This window comes from Polaromonas sp. YR568, assembly GCF_943371715.1.
GTDB lineage: Bacteria > Pseudomonadota > Gammaproteobacteria > Burkholderiales > Burkholderiaceae_C > Polaromonas.
Genome location: NZ_CALRVW010000022.1, coordinates 17,890 through 34,365, shown reverse-complemented (window position 1 = coordinate 34,365; position 16,476 = coordinate 17,890). Strand labels below are relative to the sequence as shown.

Genomic DNA, 16,476 nt, shown 5'->3' with positions numbered 1-16,476 from the left:
TTTTCAGCCCGGCAGTTTCAGGCCCAGTCGGCTGAAATGCGCCGCGCCGTCGGTCGTGACCTGCACCACGCGCGAGTGTTTCTTGCGCGTGATCCAGCCCTGCTGCGTGAAGTGGCCGGCCAGCGCCGCACCGAGCGCGCCACCCAGGTGGTCCCGCCGTTCCGACCAGTCCAGACAGGTGCAGGCGAACTGCCGGCGCCTGCTGCGCAGTTCGGGCAGGTCCAGGCCGAGGGCTTGCAGGGCCTTTTCGCCGCTTGCCGTCACCAGCAGCTGGCGGGCATCACCGGGGTCGCCTGCCAGCCAGCGCTTGCGCAGCAGCAGCGCCAGCAGGCCGGTGCCCAGGCTGCCGGCGAGGTGGTCGTAGCAGAAGCGGGCATGGCGTATCGGCTCATTCACCGCCGGAGACTTCTCGCCTTTGCGTTTTGGCGCCACGCGCATCAGCGACTCGACCAGCTGCGCCACCTCGGCGGAGGCAAAGCGGAAATACTTGTGGCGGCCCTGCGCGGTGGCGGCCAGCAGGCCGTCATCGAGCAGGCGCTGCAGGTGGGTGGTGGCCGTGCCCGGCGCGATGCCCGCACCCAGCGCGAGCTCCTTGGCCGTCAGCGCGCGGCCTTCCATCAGCAACACCAGCATGCGGATGCGGCTGGCGTCGCCGATGGTGGCGGCGAGGCGGGTGATGTCGGGTTCCACGGGCATGGTTCGATGATAGCCAAACTGTTGGCGCTGGACAAAGGGCGCGCCGCTGGGGACACTGGGTCCATGTCTTCTCCCCGTGATGTCCCTCTTGATGGCCCCCGCGATGCCGTGGAGGCGGTGACCCACCCCGATCCTTTTCCCTTCTACCGCCGCCTGCGCGAGGAGCGCCCGCTGTTTTTCGACACGCATCTCGGCCTCTGGGTAGCCAGCAGCCATGCCGCCGTCAGTGAGGCGCTGGTCCATCCGGCCCTGCGTGTGCGCCCGCCGGCCGAGCCGGTGCCGCGGGCGCTGCAGGGCCGGGCCACCGGCGAGGTTTTCGCGCAGCTGGTGCGCATGACGGACGGTGCCTTCCATGCCGCTCACAAGCCAGAGGTGGAGCAGGCCGTGCGACGCTGGACACTGGCCGACGTGGCTTGCGCCGCCAAAGACGCGGCGCGCGACCTGCGGCCGCGCCTGCCCGCCAATGCGTTCATCGCCGCGTTGCCGGTGCAGACTATGGCGCGGCTGCTCGCTGCACCTGCTGGCGAACGCGAGTCCACCTGCCGCTGGGTCGCGCAGTTCACGCAGGGCATTGCCGCCGGCGCCGATGCTCAGGCCTTGGAGCGGGCCGACGCGGCGGCCGCGGCCCTGATGGACCAGGGCCGGGCGTTGGGACTGTCGGAGGTGCAGGCGGCGAACCGTATCGCCTTCATGCAGCAGGCCCTCGACGCGGGCAGCGGCCTGCTCGGCCATGTCGCGCTGCAGCTTGCGCAGGACCCGCAGCAGGCCGCGGCGGCCGACGCATCACCGGACACCATGCGCGCCCTGGTGCGCGAGGTCGAGCGCTGGGCCGCGCCCATCCAGAACACCCGGCGCTTCGCGGCCGAAGCGCTGAAACTGCTGGGTCAGCCGATAGCGGCGGGCCAGGCCCTGCTGCTGGTGCTGGCCAGCGCCAACCGCGACGAAGCTTTCAACACGCAGCCCGACCGTCTGGATGTCCACCGTGAAGGCGGGCGGACCATGGGTTTCGGCGCCGGACCCCATGCCTGCCCCGGCGCTGTGATTGCTATTGAAATGGTAGCTGCCTGCGCTTCATGGATGCGGGCTGCAGGCCAGTTTGATCACTATTTCGAGCGTTGCACCGGGTTCCGGCCGCTGCCCAATGCGCGCATTCCTGTTTTCGGGCAATGAAGGAGAAGTCACATGGTGTCGGTTATTTTTGAAGTCTGGCCTGACCCGGCGCACCGCGAGGGTTACCTGAACTGGGCCGCCGAACTCAAGGCCGAGCTGTTGCAGATGGACGGTTTCATCTCGATCGAGCGTTTCCAGAGCCTGAGCGAGCCCGACAAGCTGCTCTCGCTGCAGTTCTGGCGCGACGAGTCCTGCCTGCAGGCTTGGCGCAACCTGGAGGCGCACCGTGCCGCGCAGGCCGCGGGCCGGTCCACCATGTTCAGGGATTACCGCCTGCGCATCGCCGAGGTGATCCGCGACTACGGGCTGAAGGAACGGGACGAGGCGCCGGCCGATTCACGCCGGGCGCATGGCTGAGGCCTTGCAGGGCTGACCGGTCTAGAGGCTCGTCAGGCCCTTCCAGAGCATGTAGGCGGCCAGCACATAGAGGATGCTGGCAAAAACGCGCTTGAGCTTGCTCACCGGCAGCTTGTGCGCGAGTCTGGCGCCCAGCGGCGCTGTGAAGAAGCTGCACAGCGCAATCACCACCAGCGCCGGCAGCCAGATGTAGCCGAAGGAGGCGGGCGGCAGGCCCTGCACCGACTGCCCGCTGATCACGTAACCGAGCACATTGGCCACGGCGATCGGAAAACCCAGCGCGGCGGAGGTGGCCACCGCATTGTGGATGGCGACATTGCACCAGGTCATGAACGGCACGCTGATGAAGCCGCCGCCCGCGCCCACCAGCCCCGAGAGAAAACCGATGCCGCCGCCGGCCGCAAACTGGCCGGCCGCACCCGGCATCTGGCGCGTCGGCTTGGGCTTCTTGTCCAGAAACATCTGCGTGGCCGAGAAGCTCACGAAGAGGCCGAAGAAAATCGCCAGGTAAGAACCCTTGAGCAGGGCAAACACGCCCAGGCTGCCGATGATGCTGCCGACCACGATGCCGGGGGCCAGGCGCCGGACGATGTCCCAGCGCACCGCGCCGCGCTTGTGATGGGCACGCACGCTGGAGATCGAGGTGAAGATGATGGTGGCCATCGAGGTGGCGATCGCCATCTTGACGGCCAGGTCCGGCGCCACGCCGCGCTGCGCCATGATGATGGTGATGAAAGGCACCATCAGCATGCCGCCGCCTATGCCCAGCAGGCCCGCGAGAAAGCCGGTGCCGACGCCCAGCAGGGCAAGTTCAAGAATGAGCAGGGGTTCGAAGGTCATGCGGCGTAAGGGCAGGCTGCTCGCCGGGGCAAGCGGGTTGGACGGAGAGGGCGGCGGGGGTGGTGCGGGCTGAAAAGAAGGTGTCTGCGAATACCACCGGACCGTCATCCTGAACCAGGGTTCAGGTGGGCGAGGGCAGTCAGGTTTCGGGTTCGTCTAACGCGAGACGATCACGCCTGCCTGACAATTTACCAAGCCCGTGCTCTAAGAGCATTGGTACAAGGAAATATAAAGCCCGGTGTGTACCGCAGACGGTTTGATTGTAGGCGTTTGGAGCGCGCCGCGCTGGCCTGGGGGCCGCTTTAGAGCAGGCGGCCGTCCACGCCCAGCGCGTTGTCCAGGCGCTGCAGCAAGGCTGCCAGTTGTGGCTGCGCTGCGGCTTCGGCCGCCGACACGGCGCCGTTGGACCTGGCGGGAGCGGCGGCCGGCGCCGGGGTGCTGTGCGCCGCCTTCAGCGCATTGGCCTCCAGCTCGGACAACTCGAAAGCCAGGTTGAGCGCCGCCAGCACGGCAATGCGGTCACGCGCCTTGATTTTTCCGGCGTCGCGGATCTTGCACATGGCCGCGTCGACTTTTTCCACCGCGTCGAGCAGCCTGGCCTCGCCGCCTTCGGGGCAGCCGAGCAGGTAGCTCTGGCCCATGATCTGTACGTCGAGCTGCTTCATGAATCTGATCCCACGGGTGTCCTGCCATGGGCAGGACCGGCCGCCGACATCGGCGCGGACGAATCCGGCAGGCGTTCGAGCAGGGCGTCGACACGGGCGCGGGCGGCGCTCAGGCGCGAGCGCAGCGAATCGCGTTCCTGCGTGAGTTCGTGCACCTGCTCGGTGAGCAGGGCATTGGTGCGCTGCAACTCCTCGTAGCGCAAGAGGAGCCGCTCGACGCGTTCGGCAATCTGGTCGATGTGGGTGGGGTTCGACATGGCAGCGCCAATTGTAGGGTTTGCACAGTTTTGGCGCGTAGAATCTTGCCTGTTGGTGCTCGCGGTGTGGTTCACACGCTGCAGTTCAACGGGAAGCAGGAGGGAATCAAGGCCATCCGCACCGGGTCAGCCCGGGCCGATTGCGCCGAGATTTTTAACCTGCGCTGCCCCCGCAACGGTAAACGGACGAATGTCGCTCCCCTGATTCAGACTCGGGGCACATTCAGCTTTCATCATCAGCCACTGAGCGTTCTGAACACGCGCTTGGGAAGGCGATGAGAGCAGTTCCGTCAGCCCGGATACCGGCCAACAAGGTGAACGCGCGCGTCTTTTTTGGCCCGGGCGTTTGTAACGCTCATGCACTGGCGGGGAAGCCGGTGAGGGCCTTTTGTTGAATGTTTCTTCTCATGAAAACCTGTGTATTACATGCACGCTCCGCCACGCTTTTGCTGGTGGTCGCTGCCGCATGGCCTGCTTTTTCCCAGCCCGCTTCATCCCCGCAACTGCGGGAAACCGTGGTCACCGCGACCCGTACGGCGCAACCACTGTCCGACCTGCTCGCCGACGTGACGGTGGTCGACCGCGACACCATCGAACGCAGCGGCGCCACCGGGCTGGCCGATGTGCTGGCGCGTTTGCCGGGCGTCGAGTTTCAGCGCAACGGCGGACCCGGCACCACCACCGGCGTGTTCCTGCGCGGTTCGGAGTCGCGTTTCACGGCGGTGTACATCGACGGTGTGCGCATTGATTCGCAGGCCACCGGTGGCGCGGCCTGGGAGAGCATCCCGGTCGGTCAGATCGATCGCATTGAAGTCCTGCGCGGGCCGGCCGCGGCGGTGTATGGCTCCGACGCACTCGGCGGCGTCGTGCAGATCTTCACGAAACGCGGGGAGGGCCCGTTTGCGCCTTTCGTCGGCATCGGGTTTGGTTCGCACGGGACGCGCAAGGCCGACGCCGGCTTCAGCGGCTCCCAGGGGGCCTTCGACTATTCGCTCGGACTGGTCGATGAACGCAGCGACGGCTTCAATTCGCGCACGGCGGCCGGACAGAACCCGGACCTCGACGGTTACCGCAGCCGCTCGGCCAACGTCAAGCTCGGCTTCCAGCTCAATCGCGCGCACCGGCTGGAGGCCTCCGTGCTGACCAACGACGCCAACTCCCAGTACGACAGCGCCAGCACGCGCGACGACCGCAACCTGCGCGAGCTGAACACACTGGGCCTGAACTGGCAGGCACGCTGGACCGAGGCCTACAGCACCCGGCTGAGCATTTCCGATTCGCGCGACCGTTACCAGACCACGCCCTCACCCTATCTGACGGTGACCGACCTGCGCAGCTACCTGCTGCACAACGAGCTGCGCCTGGGCACCCATCTGTTCACGGCGGCGCTGGAGCGCAAGGAAGACCACCTGCAGAACGCGCCGATAGACCGTGGTCGTTCGCAGGACGCGCTGGCACTGGGTTACGGCTGGAAAAGCGGGCCGCACGCGGTCCAGCTCAATGTCCGGCACGATGACGACAGCGAGTTCGGCGCGAAGAACACCGGCAGCGTCGGCTACGGATTTGCCATCACGCCGCAGTGGCGCGTCACCGCATCGACCGCCACGGCTTTCCGCGCGCCCACGCTGTACCACCGCTTCAGCATCTACGGCGTCGCTACGCTGCAGCCTGAAAGCAGCCGCAACAAGGAGATCGGCCTGCGTTACGAAGACGGCGGCAGCAGCTTTGGCATCGTGGCCTACCAGAACAAGGTGTCCAACCTGATCACGTTCACCACCGGCTCCGGCCCCTGTACCAACGGCCGTGCGCCGGTGGCGTTGGCTAACCGGGCCTGTTACAGCAATACCGCGCAGGCAGAGTATTCGGGGGTCACCTTGACGGGCGGCTACAGGTTCGGCAACACCCGTCTGTCGGCATCGCTCGATCTGCAGAACCCGCGTGATCTCGGCACCGGCCGGACCCTGCCGCGGCGCGCCCGCCAGCATGCCGTGCTGGCGGCCGACACGCGTGTCGGCCCCTGGTCGCTGGGCGCCGAAGCGCAGCTCTCGGGACGCCGCAACGACAGTGCCAGCAATACCGTGGTGCTGGGCGGCTACGGCCTGATCAACCTGAGCGCGAGCACCCTGGTGGCCCGCGACTGGACCTTTCTGGCCCGTGTCGATAATCTGGCCGACAAATCCTATGAGCTGGCCCAGACCTACGCCACGGGAGGCCGTACGCTGTACGTCGGGCTGAAATGGGCCCCGCTGTAAACCACGCCAAGGGCCACCCCATGACCAAAGCCACCCGCTGTCCCGCCGTGCTGATTGCCGCCCCTGCTTCCGGCCAGGGCAAGACCACGGTCGCCTGCGCACTGGCGCGTCTGCACACGCGCCAGGGCCGGCGTGTGCGGGTCTTCAAGTGCGGACCGGATTTTCTGGACCCCTACTGGCTGGCCCTGGCCAGCGGCGCGCCGGTGCACCAGCTCGACCTGTGGATGACCGGCGAGGACGACTGCGCCCGGCGCCTGCAAGCCGCCGCGCAGGAGGCCGACCTCATCATTGTTGAAGGCGTGATGGGGCTGTTCGACGGGCAGCCGAGCGCGGCCGATCTGGCGCAGCGTTTCGGCCTGCCGGTGCTGGCCGTCATCGACGCCGGTGCCATGGCCGGCACCTTCGGCGCGCTGGCCTGGGGCCTGCAGCATTACCGGGACGGCCTGCGCTTTGCCGGCGTGCTGGCCAACCGCGTGGCCTCCGACAGCCATGCGCTGATGCTCGAGGACAGCGTGCGCGAGCCGGCGCACTGGCTGGGCGCCCTGATGCGCAGCAGCGCCATGACCTTGCCCGAGCGGCACCTGGGCCTGGTGATGTCCGAGGAACTGGGCGACGCCATGCAGCGGCTGGACGCGGCGGCCGATGCGCTGGCCACCACCCCGCTGGGCCGGATGGGTGCGGACGACCTGCAGGGCTGGGCGGTCCCGTTCCAGACGCCGGCTGCCGCGGGGCTGGCCGCCGGGGCCCTGGCAGGACGCACGGTGGCCGTGGCGCGTGACGCCGCCTTCTGTTTCATTTATGCCGCCAATCTCGATTGCCTGCGCGAGCTCGGTGCACGGCTGGTGTTTTTTTCGCCGCTGGCCGACGTTGCCTTGCCGGACTGCGACGCGCTCTGGCTGCCCGGCGGTTACCCCGAACTGCATGCGCAGACCCTGGCGGCCAATCGCGCCATGAAGGACAGCCTGGCTGCCCATGTGCAGGCCGGCAAGCCGGTCTGGGCCGAGTGCGGCGGCATGATGGCGCTGTTTGAAGAGCTTCACACCGTCGATGGCGAGCGCCACCCGATGTGGGGCGTGCTGCCCGGCAGCGTCAGCATGCAAAAACGCCTGGCCGCGCTGGGCCCGCAACAGCTGGCGCTGGCCGGCGGCACCCTGCGCGGCCACACCTTTCACTATTCGACCTGCAGCACGCCGCTGCAACCCGCTACCCGCACCGAAGCGGCGCCCGGGCGCACCCTGCGCGGCGAGGGCGAGGCGCTCTATGTCGCGGGCTCGGTGCAGGCCAGTTATTTCCACGCCTGGTTCGCGTCCAGCCCGGCGGCGACGGCCCGGCTTTTTTCAGCGGAGCCGCAGCCATGACCGCTGCCTACGGCCCCCAGCGCATCGTCTGCCTGACCGAAGAAACCACCGAGTGGCTGTACCTGCTCGGCGAGGAAAGCCGCATCGTCGGCATCTCCGGCTACACCGTGCGCCCGCCGCGCGCGCGCGCCGAGAAGCCCCGCGTCAGCGCTTTTCTGAGCGCCAAGATTGACAAGATCCTGGAGCTCCAACCCGACTGCGTGTTCGGCTTCTCGGACCTGCAGGCCGACATCGCAGCCGAGCTGATCCGCAAGGGCGTGCAGGTCACGGTGTTCAACCAGCGCAGCATCGCGGAAATTTTCTCGATGATGTACCAGGTGGCGGCGATGGTCGGGCAGGGTGAGCGCGGCCTGCAACTGATGCAGGTGATGCAGGACAGGCTGGCCGCCATTGCCCAGGCCGCAGCCGGCCTGAAGCGGCGGCCCCGCGTGTTTTTTGAAGAGTGGGACGAGCCGCACATCAGCGCCATCGCCTGGGTGTCCGAGCTGCTCGGCGTGGCCGGCGGCGACGACTGTTTTCCCGAACTGGCCCGCATGCCCATGGGCAAGGGCCGCATCATTGCCGACGGCGGCGAGATCGTCCGGCGCAACCCCGACATCATCATCGGCTCCTGGTGCGGCAAGAAGTTCCGGCCCGAAAAAGTCGCGGCGCGGCCGGGTTGGGAAAACGTCAACGCCGTCCAAAACGGCCAGCTGTTCGAGATCAAGTCGGCCGACATCCTGCAACCCGGGCCGGCCGCGCTGACCGACGGGGTGGAGCAACTGCACCGCATCGTTCTGGAATGGAGCGCGGCCCATGGTTGAGCTGTCCCTGGTGCGCAGCGAATTGATTCTGGGCGGCCAGCGCAGCGGCAAGTCGGGCCGCGCCGAAAGGCTGGCGCAGGCCTGGCTTGCGCAATCAACCGCGCACCGTGCGGTGCTGATCGCCACCGGCCAGCCGTGGGACGACGAGATGCGTCAACGCATCGCGCGCCACCAGCAGGACCGGGCCGAGCGTGTGCCCGGCATGGCCACGGTCGAGGAGCCGCTGCAGCTTGCGCAGGCCATCACGGAACACGGTAGCGCGCAGACCCTGGTGGTGGTGGACTGCCTGACGCTGTGGCTCACCAACTGGCTCATGCCGGCCGACATTTCAGAGAAAAAAATGGCTGCAGCCCAATACCCACAAGCGCAGACAGCTATGCTTTTGGAAGCAATCGAAAGTTGCCCCGGACCGCTGGTGCTGGTCGGCAACGAGATCGGGCTGGGCGTGATTCCGCTCGGGCGCGAGGTGCGTGCCTTTGTGGACGCGCTGGGCCGGCTCAACCAGGAGCTGGCGCAGGCCTGCGAGCGCGTGACACTGATGGCTGCCGGTTTGCCGCTGACGCTCAAGGGCACACCATGAAACAGGGGCTGCTGTTTCTGCTGCTGGCGGCTTGCGCCGCCCTGATACCCGCGCACGCCCTGCAACTGACCGACGACCGCGGTGTCAGCGTGCGTTTTGCGCAAAGTCCGCAGCGCATCGTCAGCCTGCTGCCTTCGCTGACGGAAAGTGTCTGCGCGATGGACCAGTGCCAGCGCCTGGTCGGCGTGGACCGTTATTCGAACTACCCGGCCAGCGTGCGCAGTCTGCCGGTGCTGGGCGGCGGGCTGGACCCCAACATCGAAGGCATCGTGGCGCTGCGGCCCGACGTGGTTCTGCTGGCCACCTCTTCACGCGCCAGCCAGCGCCTCGAATCGCTGGGCATCAAGGTGGTGGCGCTCGAACCCAGGACCCATGCCGACGTCCGCCGCGTGCTCGGCAAAATTGGCGTGCTGCTCGACATTCCCGAGGCGCAGGGCGTGGATCGCCTGTGGCGCGTCATCGACGCCAGCATCTCGGCGGCAGCGCAGTCGCTGTCGCCCCGGGCCAGGCGCGCGCGGGTGTATTTTGAAGTCAGCCGCGGTCCTTATGCCGCCGGTGAGTCCTCCTTCATCGGCGAGACACTCACGCGCCTGGGTGTGAAAAACGTGGTGCCGGCGTCGTTGGGCCCCTTCCCGCGGCTCAACCCCGAGTTCGTGGTGCGCGCCAATCCCGACGTGATCATGGTCGGCAACCGCAGCATGCAGGCCATGGCCTCGTATCCCGGCTGGGCCGGCATCAAGGCGGTGAAGGAGCAGCGCATCTGCGCGTTCGGCGTGGTGGAGTCCGACGTGGTGGTGCGGCCCGGCCCGCGCATGGCCGAGGCGGCCCGCCTGATGGCCCGTTGCCTCGAAGACAAGGCGCCGGCCGCACCATGAGTCCGCGTTTTCCCAACCAGCACCGCGTGGCTCTGCTGCTGGCCGGGGGCCTGCTGCTGGCCAGTGCGCTGCTGCTGCTGCTGGGCGTGAGTGTCGGCAGCACGGGTTTTGAAAGCGTGCGCAACATGTGGCAGGACGCGCAGGCCCTGCAGATCGTGCGCGAAATCCGCCTGCCGCGCACCGTGGGCGCCTGGCTGGCCGGCGCCTTGCTGGGCCTGGCGGGCGCGGTGGCCCAAGGCCTGTTTCGCAACCCGCTGGCCGACCCCTACCTGCTGGGCAGCGCCTCGGGCGCTTCGCTGGGTGTGGCGCTGGCCATGGCGCTGTTTGGCGTCTCGCCGCTGGCCACTCACTGGCTGGCGCGCCTCGGGCTCACCGGTGCGGCTTTTGTCGGCGCGGTGCTGGCCGTGCTGCTGACGCTGCTGCTGGCCAAGGGCGTGCAGCACACGCTGCGCCTGCTGCTGGCCGGCGTGATCGTCGGCGTGGTGCTGGGTGCCATCACCTCGCTGATCCTGCTGCTAACGCCCGACATCATGCAGGCCATGCAGTCCTTCATGCTGGGCAGCACGGCCTTTGTCGGCTGGACCGCCTGCGCCGTGATGGCGGCGGTGCTCGTCTTCAGCGTGCTGGCCGCCTGGATGATGAGCCATGTGCTCGACGGCCTGGCGCTGGGCGAAGCCACCGCGCAAAGCCTGGGCCTGCGCCTGCCGCAGATGCGGGTGGCGCTGGTGGCGGTGCTGGCGCTGGCCACCGGCACCGCGGTGGCGCAAACCGGGCTGATCGCCTTTGTCGGCCTGGCCGCGCCGCACCTGGTGCGTTCGGTCGTCAAGACCACCCACGGCCGGCTGATTGTGCTGGCCAGCCTGATGGGCGCGGTGTTGCTCACCGCCGCCGACAACCTGGCGCGCTGGCTGGTGGCGCCGCAGGAGCTGCCGGTGGGCGTGCTGACGGCGGTGCTGGGTGGCGGTTACCTGCTCTGGCTGATGCACCGGCACACCGGGCGGGGAGCGGGGCTGTGATGCCAGACGCCGCTCCAGTTGTTATGGATTCAGCGGCTATTGGCGCCCGCTCCATCCGGGCCAGTCTCGGACATGTCGAGGTCTTGCACGACATCTCACTGGCGCTGCCGGTCGCGCGCTGGACCAGCATCGTCGGCCCCAACGGCGCCGGCAAGTCGACTTTGCTCAAGGTCCTCGCGGGCCTGCTGCCGCACCGTGGCGAGGTGGCCTTGCTGGGCCAGCCGCTGGCCAGCCTGCGCGGCCGCCAGCGGGCGCAGCAGCTGTCCTGGCTGGGCCAGAACGAAAGTTCGGCCGATGACCTGACCGCCTACGACGTGGCCATGCTGGGCCGCCTGCCGCACCAGGCCTGGCTGGCCGCGCCCAGCGCCGCCGACCATGTCGCCGTCGAGCGCGCGCTGCGGGCCACGCAGGCCTGGGACTGGCGCGCGCGCCCGCTCGGCCAGCTCTCGGGCGGCGAGCGCCAGCGCGTGCTGCTCGCGCGTGCGCTGGCGGTCGAGGCGCAGGTGCTGCTGATGGACGAACCGCTGGCCAACCTCGATCCGCCGCACCAGACCGACTGGCTGCTGATGGTGCGCGCCCTGGTGGCCCAAGGGAAAACCGTGGTCAGTGTTCTGCATGAAATTTCGTTTGCGCTGCAGGCCGATGAGCTGGTGCTGATGGACCAGGGCCGCATTGTTCACCAGGGCGCCTGCGCCGACGCGGCCACGCACCGCGCACTCGAAGCAGTGTTCGACCACCGCATTGCTGTGCATCCGCTTGCCGGCCAGTGGCTGGCCGTGCCGAAGATATAACCAAGAGAAGACCGTCCATGCACATCGAAACTCCCCCGACCGACAAGCCCTACGACAAGCCCGAGGGCGAACGCCGCGGCCTGCTGATCGTCAACACCGGCGACGGCAAGGGCAAAAGCACGGCGGCGTTTGGCCTGGCACTGCGCGCGCACGGCCGCCACCATGTGCACGGCAAGGCCGTAAAGATTTTCCAGTTCATGAAAGTGCCGAGCGCGCGTTTCGGCGAGCACCGCATGTTCGAACAGCTGGGCATTCCCATCGAAGGCCTGGGCGACGGCTTCAGCTGGAAAAGCCAGGACCTGGAACACTCGGCCCAGCTGGCGCGCGATGGCTGGGAAAAAGCCAAGGCCGCCATTCTGAGCGGCGAGAACTTCATGGTGGTGCTGGACGAGCTGACCTACCCGCTGATCTACGGCTGGATGCCGCTGGACGATGTGCTGCAGACGCTGACGGACCGGCCGAAGGACGTGCATGTGGTCATCACCGGCCGGCGCTGCCCGCCTGAAATCATCGCGCTGGCCGACACCGTGACCGAGATGACGCTGGTCAAACACGCCTTCAAGGCCGGCATTCCGGCGCAGCGCGGCATCGAAGACTGACGATGCCCGTCAATCTACTGCGCAACCCAATCTCGCACTTGCGGTCCTCACCGTACGCTTGTACGGCTCCGGTCCTCAGCGCGACCCTGGGCTGCTCGCTACGATTTCCCGGCATCTTCGACTCCGCTGGCTGATGTTGCTGGTCTTGTCCCCCCTCTTGCAGAATGTGACGGCCCTGGTCGCGCTGGCCAGCTGCCTGCTGCTTGCCCTGGGGCTGGCGCTGGCCATCGACTGGCGCTGGGGCGAGCCGCGCGCGGCCTGGCACCCGGTGGTGGCCATGGGGCGTTACCTCGAGGCGTGCGGACGTATTGTTTCTTCCTTGCCGCCGGCGCCGGCCTTTGTGTCCGGCGCCCTGGCCTGGTGGCTGGGCGTGGTGGTGGTGGGTGCACTGGCCGGGGGGCTGCAGGTGCTGGCCCTCGCGCAGCTGGGCCGACTTGTCGCGGCGCCCAGCCCGCACACCGTACTGGCCGCCTTGCTGGTGCTGCTGTTGATGGGCTGGGTGCTCAAGACCCTGCTGTCGTGGCGCATGCTGCATGACGAAGCCGGCGCGGTCGAGGCGGCGCTGCGGCAGTCGCTGGCCGCCGGACGCGAGCGCCTGTCCTGGCTGGTCAGCCGCAACACCGCGCTGCTCAGCGAAAGCGAGGTGCGTGAAAGCGCGATCGAATCCCTCGCCGAAAACCTCAACGACTCGGTGGTGGCGCCCATCTTCTGGTTTGTGCTGTTCGGCCTGCCCGGTGCCGCCATCTACCGTTTCGCCAACACCGCCGACGCGATGTGGGGCTACCGCGGCACGCACCGCGGCCAGCACTGGGAGTGGGCCGGCAAGTGGGCGGCGCGTGCCGACGATGTGTTGTCCTGGCTGCCGGCGCGCCTGACAGCCGGGCTGCTGGCCGGGGTGGCGCGTGGCCTGCCGCCGGCGGCGTTGCGCTGGGAAGCCGCCAAAACGCCGTCGCCCAACAGCGGCTGGCCGATGGCGGCCATGGCGCTGGCCCTCGGGGTCAGCCTGCGCAAGCCGGGCATCTACACGCTCAACGCCGCGGGGCGGCCACCGTTGCCCGAGGACACGGCCCTGGCCCAGCGTTATGCATCGAAAACGGTGTTTGCGCTTGTGTTGTCTGCGAAGACAGCTATCTTTCTGATAGCGATCGGCCTGGGCTGGGGACTGACCCCATGAGCCACGGCGCGCCGGCGGGCACGCGGGTGCATGGCGGCCCCGACGCTGCCGGTGTGCCGCTGGTTGATTTTTCCACCAACAGCCATGCCGGCGGACCCTGTCCGGCCGCACTGGCCGCGGTGCAGCAGGCCGACGCCGGCCGCTACCCCGATGCCGGGTATGCCGCCCTGCGCCGGCAGCTCGCCGCCTTCCACGGGGTGGATGCGCAACGTGTGTTGCTGGCCGGCAGCGCCAGCGAGTTCATCTTCCGCATCACCGCGCTGGCGCTGCAGCGTGGCGCCACGGCGGTCAGCTTGCCGCCGCACAGCTACGGCGACTACGCGCAGGCGGCGCAGGCGTGGAAGCTGCCGCTGGTGGCGCAGCCGGCGCTGGCGCAACTGCGCTGGGCCTGTGACCCGTCGAGTCCGCTGGGGGCGGCGCATCCGGCGTTAAATCATCTGGCCGAGCCGTCGGCGCTGTGTGTGCTCGACCGCGCGTACGAGCCGCTGCGGCTGGAAGGCGCCCTCGCGCTGTCTGAAGAGGCGCTGCAAGCCTTCTGGCAACTCTGGACACCAAACAAGGCGCTGGGCCTGACCGGCGTGCGCGCCGCCTATGTGATTGCACCACCCGATGCAGGCGATGTCGTGCAGCAGCTCGACGCGCTGGCGCCGTCTTGGCCGGTGGGTGCACACGGCGTGGCCATGCTGCAGGCCTGGACCACGCCCGAGGTGCAGGACTGGCTGGCCGCCAGCTTGGGGCCGCTGCGTGAATGGAAAGCCAGGCAGATCGCGCTGTGTGAAGCGATGGGCTGGACCTGCCTGCCCAGTGCCGCGAATTTTTTCTGTGCGCGGCCGCTGCTGCCGCACGGCATGAGCCTGGCGCAGCTGCTGGCCGAGCTGCGAGGGCAGGGCATCAAGCTGCGCGACACCACGTCCTTCGGTTTGCCGGGGCAGGTACGGCTGGGCGTGCTGGCGCCGGCGGCACAGGACGCGCTGCACAATGCGTGGCAACACATCATCAGGAAAGCAACATGAGCGCCAAAAGCGTGATGGTTCTGGGTACCACCAGCGGTGCCGGCAAAAGCTGGCTGACCACCGCGCTGTGCCGCTATTACGCGAACCAGGGCCTCAAGGTCGCGCCCTTCAAGGCGCAGAACATGAGCAACAACGCCAGGGTGGTGGCTGGCGGCGAAATCGGCAGCGCCCAATATTTTCAATCGCTGGCGGCAAAGGCTGTACCTGAAGTCCGCATGAACCCGCTGCTGCTCAAGCCCGAGAAAGACACGCACAGCCAGGTGGTCCTGATGGGCCAAGTCAACGCCGAACTCTCGCGCATGGCCTGGCGCGGCCGCAGCGCCTCGGTCTGGCCGGTGCTTGCGCAGGCCCTCGACGAACTGCTGGAAGAAAACGACGTCGTCGTGATCGAAGGCGCGGGTTCGCCGGCCGAGATCAACCTCAAGGACAGCGACATCGTCAACATGCGCGTCGCGCAACACGCCAACGCGGCCTGCCTGCTGGTCACCGACATCGACCGCGGCGGCGCCTTTGCGCACCTCTACGGCACCTGGGCGATGCTCGACGCAGCGGAACGCGGACTGATCAGGGGGTTTGTGCTCAACAAGTTCCGCGGCGACGCCAGCCTGCTCGCCCCCGGCCCGCAGATGCTGCAGGACCTGACCGGTGTGCCCACGGTGGCGACCTTGCCGATGTGGTGGCAACACGGCCTGCCCGAAGAAGACGGTGTTTTCGACGACAGAAGCCAGGCCACCGGCCGCGTGACCCGAACCGTCGCAGTGGTGGCCTACCCACGCATCAGCAACCTCGACGAATTCCAGCCGCTCAAGAATGTGCCGGGTATTCACCTGAAGTGGGTGCGCAGCTCGGGCGAGCTGGCGGGTCTTGCGGCCTCCGATTGGATCATCCTGCCCGGCTCCAAACACACGAGTGGCGACCTGGCCTGGCTGCGCGCGCAGGGGCTGGACAGCGCGATTGCCGCGCACGCCGGGCGCGGCGGGGCGGTGCTCGGCATTTGCGGCGGACTGCAGATGCTGGGCGAAGCGCTGATCGACCCGCACGGCATCGACGGCAACGGGCCCGGCCTGGGACTGCTGCCGGTGGTCACGCTGTTTGAAGCCGACAAGACCGTGCAGCACCGTCAGGCGCGTTTTGCATCGGTCGGTGGTCCGTGGGCGGCCTTGTCGGGTGTGGACGTGCAGGGCTACGAAATCCACCACGGGCAGACCGCGCCGCACAGCGCCATGGCCGCGGCCGGCGATGTGGCGCACGCCGTGCTGCCCGGCGGGCTGGCCTGGCAAAACGGCAGCGGCAATGTGTTGGGCGTCTACCTGCACGGCCTGTTTGAAGACCCGGCCGTGTTGCACGCGCTGTTCGGTGCCAGCACGCCGACGCTGGAATCGGTGTTTGAGGGCCTGGCCGACTACATCGGGCGGCATTTCGACGCAGGCGTGCTGGACGCCTTGATCGCACCCGCGCCCGGCCGCGCCGCCTGACAGACCGCTGCGCGGCTTATAGTGGCGGTGCGCCGCCTTTCGCGCTCCGGCGGCATGAAGGCTTCCGCGTTTTCCAATAAGCATTCAAAGGGTAACCGTGTTCACTGTGGTGCTGGCCAATATTGCGGTCGTGTCGATCGCCGTGATCATTCACTACGAATGCCTGCTGCGTCTGACCCTGCTGCTGGCCCGGGTGAAGATCCGGCACCGCCTGCGCATCCTGCTGGGGGTCGGTGGTGCGCTGATGGCCCATGCGGTGGAGGTCTGGGTGTTTGCCTTCGCCTACTATTTCATGCACCACGCCCAGTCCTGGGGCGGCCTGACGGGCAGCTTCAACGGCAGCCTGATGGACTGTGTATATTTTTCGTTCACGACCTTCACCACGCTGGGTTTCGGCGACATCCAGCCCACCGGTGACCTGCGCTTCCTGACGGGCATCGAGTCCTTGACCGGCCTGGTGCTGATCACCTGGACGGCGTCCTTTCTTTTTGTCGAGATGCAGAAGTTCTGGAACTCCAAGTAGTTCCCGAAGGCGCGCCGCCAGGGCGCTATACG

The 16,476-nt window shown here is 67.8% G+C and carries 18 protein-coding genes and 1 riboswitch; of the genes, 14 read left to right on the top strand and 4 right to left on the bottom strand.

Translation table 11 applies throughout. The annotated features are described in order from the left end of the window. Positions 1-3: 3 nt before the first annotated feature. Entirely contained in the window at positions 4-696 is a 693-nt protein-coding gene (locus AAG813_RS15110; protein WP_341916504.1) for a winged helix-turn-helix domain-containing protein, read from the bottom strand. Positions 697-759: 63 nt separating this feature from the next. Between AAG813_RS15110 and AAG813_RS15105 the strand changes: the two genes are divergently transcribed. Further along, a complete protein-coding gene (locus AAG813_RS15105) occupies positions 760-1,866 on the top strand; it encodes a cytochrome P450 (RefSeq protein WP_341916503.1) in 1,107 nt (368 codons plus the stop codon). Positions 1,867-1,878: 12 nt separating this feature from the next. Further along, a complete protein-coding gene (locus AAG813_RS15100) occupies positions 1,879-2,223 on the top strand; it encodes an antibiotic biosynthesis monooxygenase (protein WP_341916502.1) in 345 nt (114 codons plus the stop codon). Between the two features lie 21 nt (positions 2,224-2,244). Here the strand turns inward: AAG813_RS15100 and AAG813_RS15095 are convergent, their stop codons facing one another. The 3 genes from AAG813_RS15095 to AAG813_RS15085 form a co-directional block, all read right to left on the bottom strand. After that, positions 2,245-3,063: a sulfite exporter TauE/SafE family protein gene (locus tag AAG813_RS15095; protein WP_341916501.1), complete on the bottom strand. Its 819-nt coding sequence runs from the start codon at positions 3,061-3,063 to the stop codon at positions 2,245-2,247. A 302-nt stretch (positions 3,064-3,365) separates the two neighbouring features. Further along, positions 3,366-3,728, bottom strand: coding sequence for a cell division protein ZapA (locus AAG813_RS15090; protein ID WP_341916500.1), 363 nt, complete (start codon positions 3,726-3,728; stop codon positions 3,366-3,368). Then, positions 3,725-3,985, bottom strand: a complete 261-nt coding sequence (locus AAG813_RS15085) for a cell division protein ZapB (RefSeq protein WP_096669070.1) — start codon at positions 3,983-3,985, stop codon at positions 3,725-3,727. The genes AAG813_RS15090 and AAG813_RS15085 overlap by 4 nt, the downstream gene beginning before the upstream one ends. Before the next feature lie 36 nt (positions 3,986-4,021). Further along, positions 4,022-4,311, top strand: a riboswitch (cobalamin riboswitch). An 81-nt stretch (positions 4,312-4,392) separates the two neighbouring features. Between AAG813_RS15085 and AAG813_RS15080 the strand changes: the two genes are divergently transcribed. From AAG813_RS15080 to AAG813_RS15025, 12 genes are all read left to right on the top strand, one after another. Continuing rightward, positions 4,393-6,237, top strand: a complete 1,845-nt coding sequence (locus AAG813_RS15080; RefSeq protein WP_341916499.1) for a TonB-dependent receptor — start codon at positions 4,393-4,395, stop codon at positions 6,235-6,237. A 20-nt stretch (positions 6,238-6,257) separates the two neighbouring features. Continuing rightward, positions 6,258-7,595, top strand: coding sequence for a cobyrinate a,c-diamide synthase (locus AAG813_RS15075; RefSeq protein WP_341916498.1), 1,338 nt, complete (start codon positions 6,258-6,260; stop codon positions 7,593-7,595). Beyond that, positions 7,592-8,398, top strand: coding sequence for a cobalamin-binding protein (locus AAG813_RS15070; RefSeq protein ID WP_341916497.1), 807 nt, complete (start codon positions 7,592-7,594; stop codon positions 8,396-8,398). The genes AAG813_RS15075 and AAG813_RS15070 overlap by 4 nt, the downstream gene beginning before the upstream one ends. After that, positions 8,391-8,978 carry a bifunctional adenosylcobinamide kinase/adenosylcobinamide-phosphate guanylyltransferase gene (cobU, locus tag AAG813_RS15065; RefSeq protein WP_341916496.1) on the top strand — a complete coding sequence of 196 codons (588 nt, stop codon included), beginning with the start codon at positions 8,391-8,393 and terminating at the stop codon, positions 8,976-8,978. Before AAG813_RS15070 ends, cobU begins: the two co-directional genes overlap by 8 nt. Further along, entirely contained in the window at positions 8,975-9,853 is an 879-nt protein-coding gene (locus AAG813_RS15060; RefSeq protein ID WP_341916495.1) for a helical backbone metal receptor, read from the top strand. The genes cobU and AAG813_RS15060 overlap by 4 nt, the downstream gene beginning before the upstream one ends. Continuing rightward, positions 9,850-10,869, top strand: coding sequence for an iron ABC transporter permease (locus tag AAG813_RS15055; protein WP_341916494.1), 1,020 nt, complete (start codon positions 9,850-9,852; stop codon positions 10,867-10,869). The genes AAG813_RS15060 and AAG813_RS15055 overlap by 4 nt, the downstream gene beginning before the upstream one ends. 23 nt (positions 10,870-10,892) lie before the next feature. Further along, positions 10,893-11,660: an ABC transporter ATP-binding protein gene (locus AAG813_RS15050; RefSeq protein ID WP_341916493.1), complete on the top strand. Its 768-nt coding sequence runs from the start codon at positions 10,893-10,895 to the stop codon at positions 11,658-11,660. A gap of 17 nt (positions 11,661-11,677) precedes the next feature. Beyond that, positions 11,678-12,259 carry a cob(I)yrinic acid a,c-diamide adenosyltransferase gene (gene cobO / locus AAG813_RS15045; protein ID WP_341916492.1) on the top strand — a complete coding sequence of 194 codons (582 nt, stop codon included), beginning with the start codon at positions 11,678-11,680 and terminating at the stop codon, positions 12,257-12,259. Positions 12,260-12,404: 145 nt separating this feature from the next. Then, the gene (cbiB, locus tag AAG813_RS15040) at positions 12,405-13,433 is read left to right on the top strand and encodes an adenosylcobinamide-phosphate synthase CbiB (protein WP_341916491.1); all 1,029 of its coding nucleotides are present in this window, start codon (positions 12,405-12,407) and stop codon (positions 13,431-13,433) included. Then, positions 13,430-14,446: an aminotransferase class I/II-fold pyridoxal phosphate-dependent enzyme gene (locus AAG813_RS15035; protein WP_341916490.1), complete on the top strand. Its 1,017-nt coding sequence runs from the start codon at positions 13,430-13,432 to the stop codon at positions 14,444-14,446. The genes cbiB and AAG813_RS15035 overlap by 4 nt, the downstream gene beginning before the upstream one ends. Further along, positions 14,443-15,921, top strand: coding sequence for a cobyric acid synthase (locus tag AAG813_RS15030; RefSeq protein WP_341916489.1), 1,479 nt, complete (start codon positions 14,443-14,445; stop codon positions 15,919-15,921). The genes AAG813_RS15035 and AAG813_RS15030 overlap by 4 nt, the downstream gene beginning before the upstream one ends. A 97-nt stretch (positions 15,922-16,018) precedes the next feature. Then, a complete protein-coding gene (locus tag AAG813_RS15025; RefSeq protein ID WP_341916488.1) occupies positions 16,019-16,444 on the top strand; it encodes a potassium channel family protein in 426 nt (141 codons plus the stop codon). Positions 16,445-16,476: the final 32 nt, after the last annotated feature.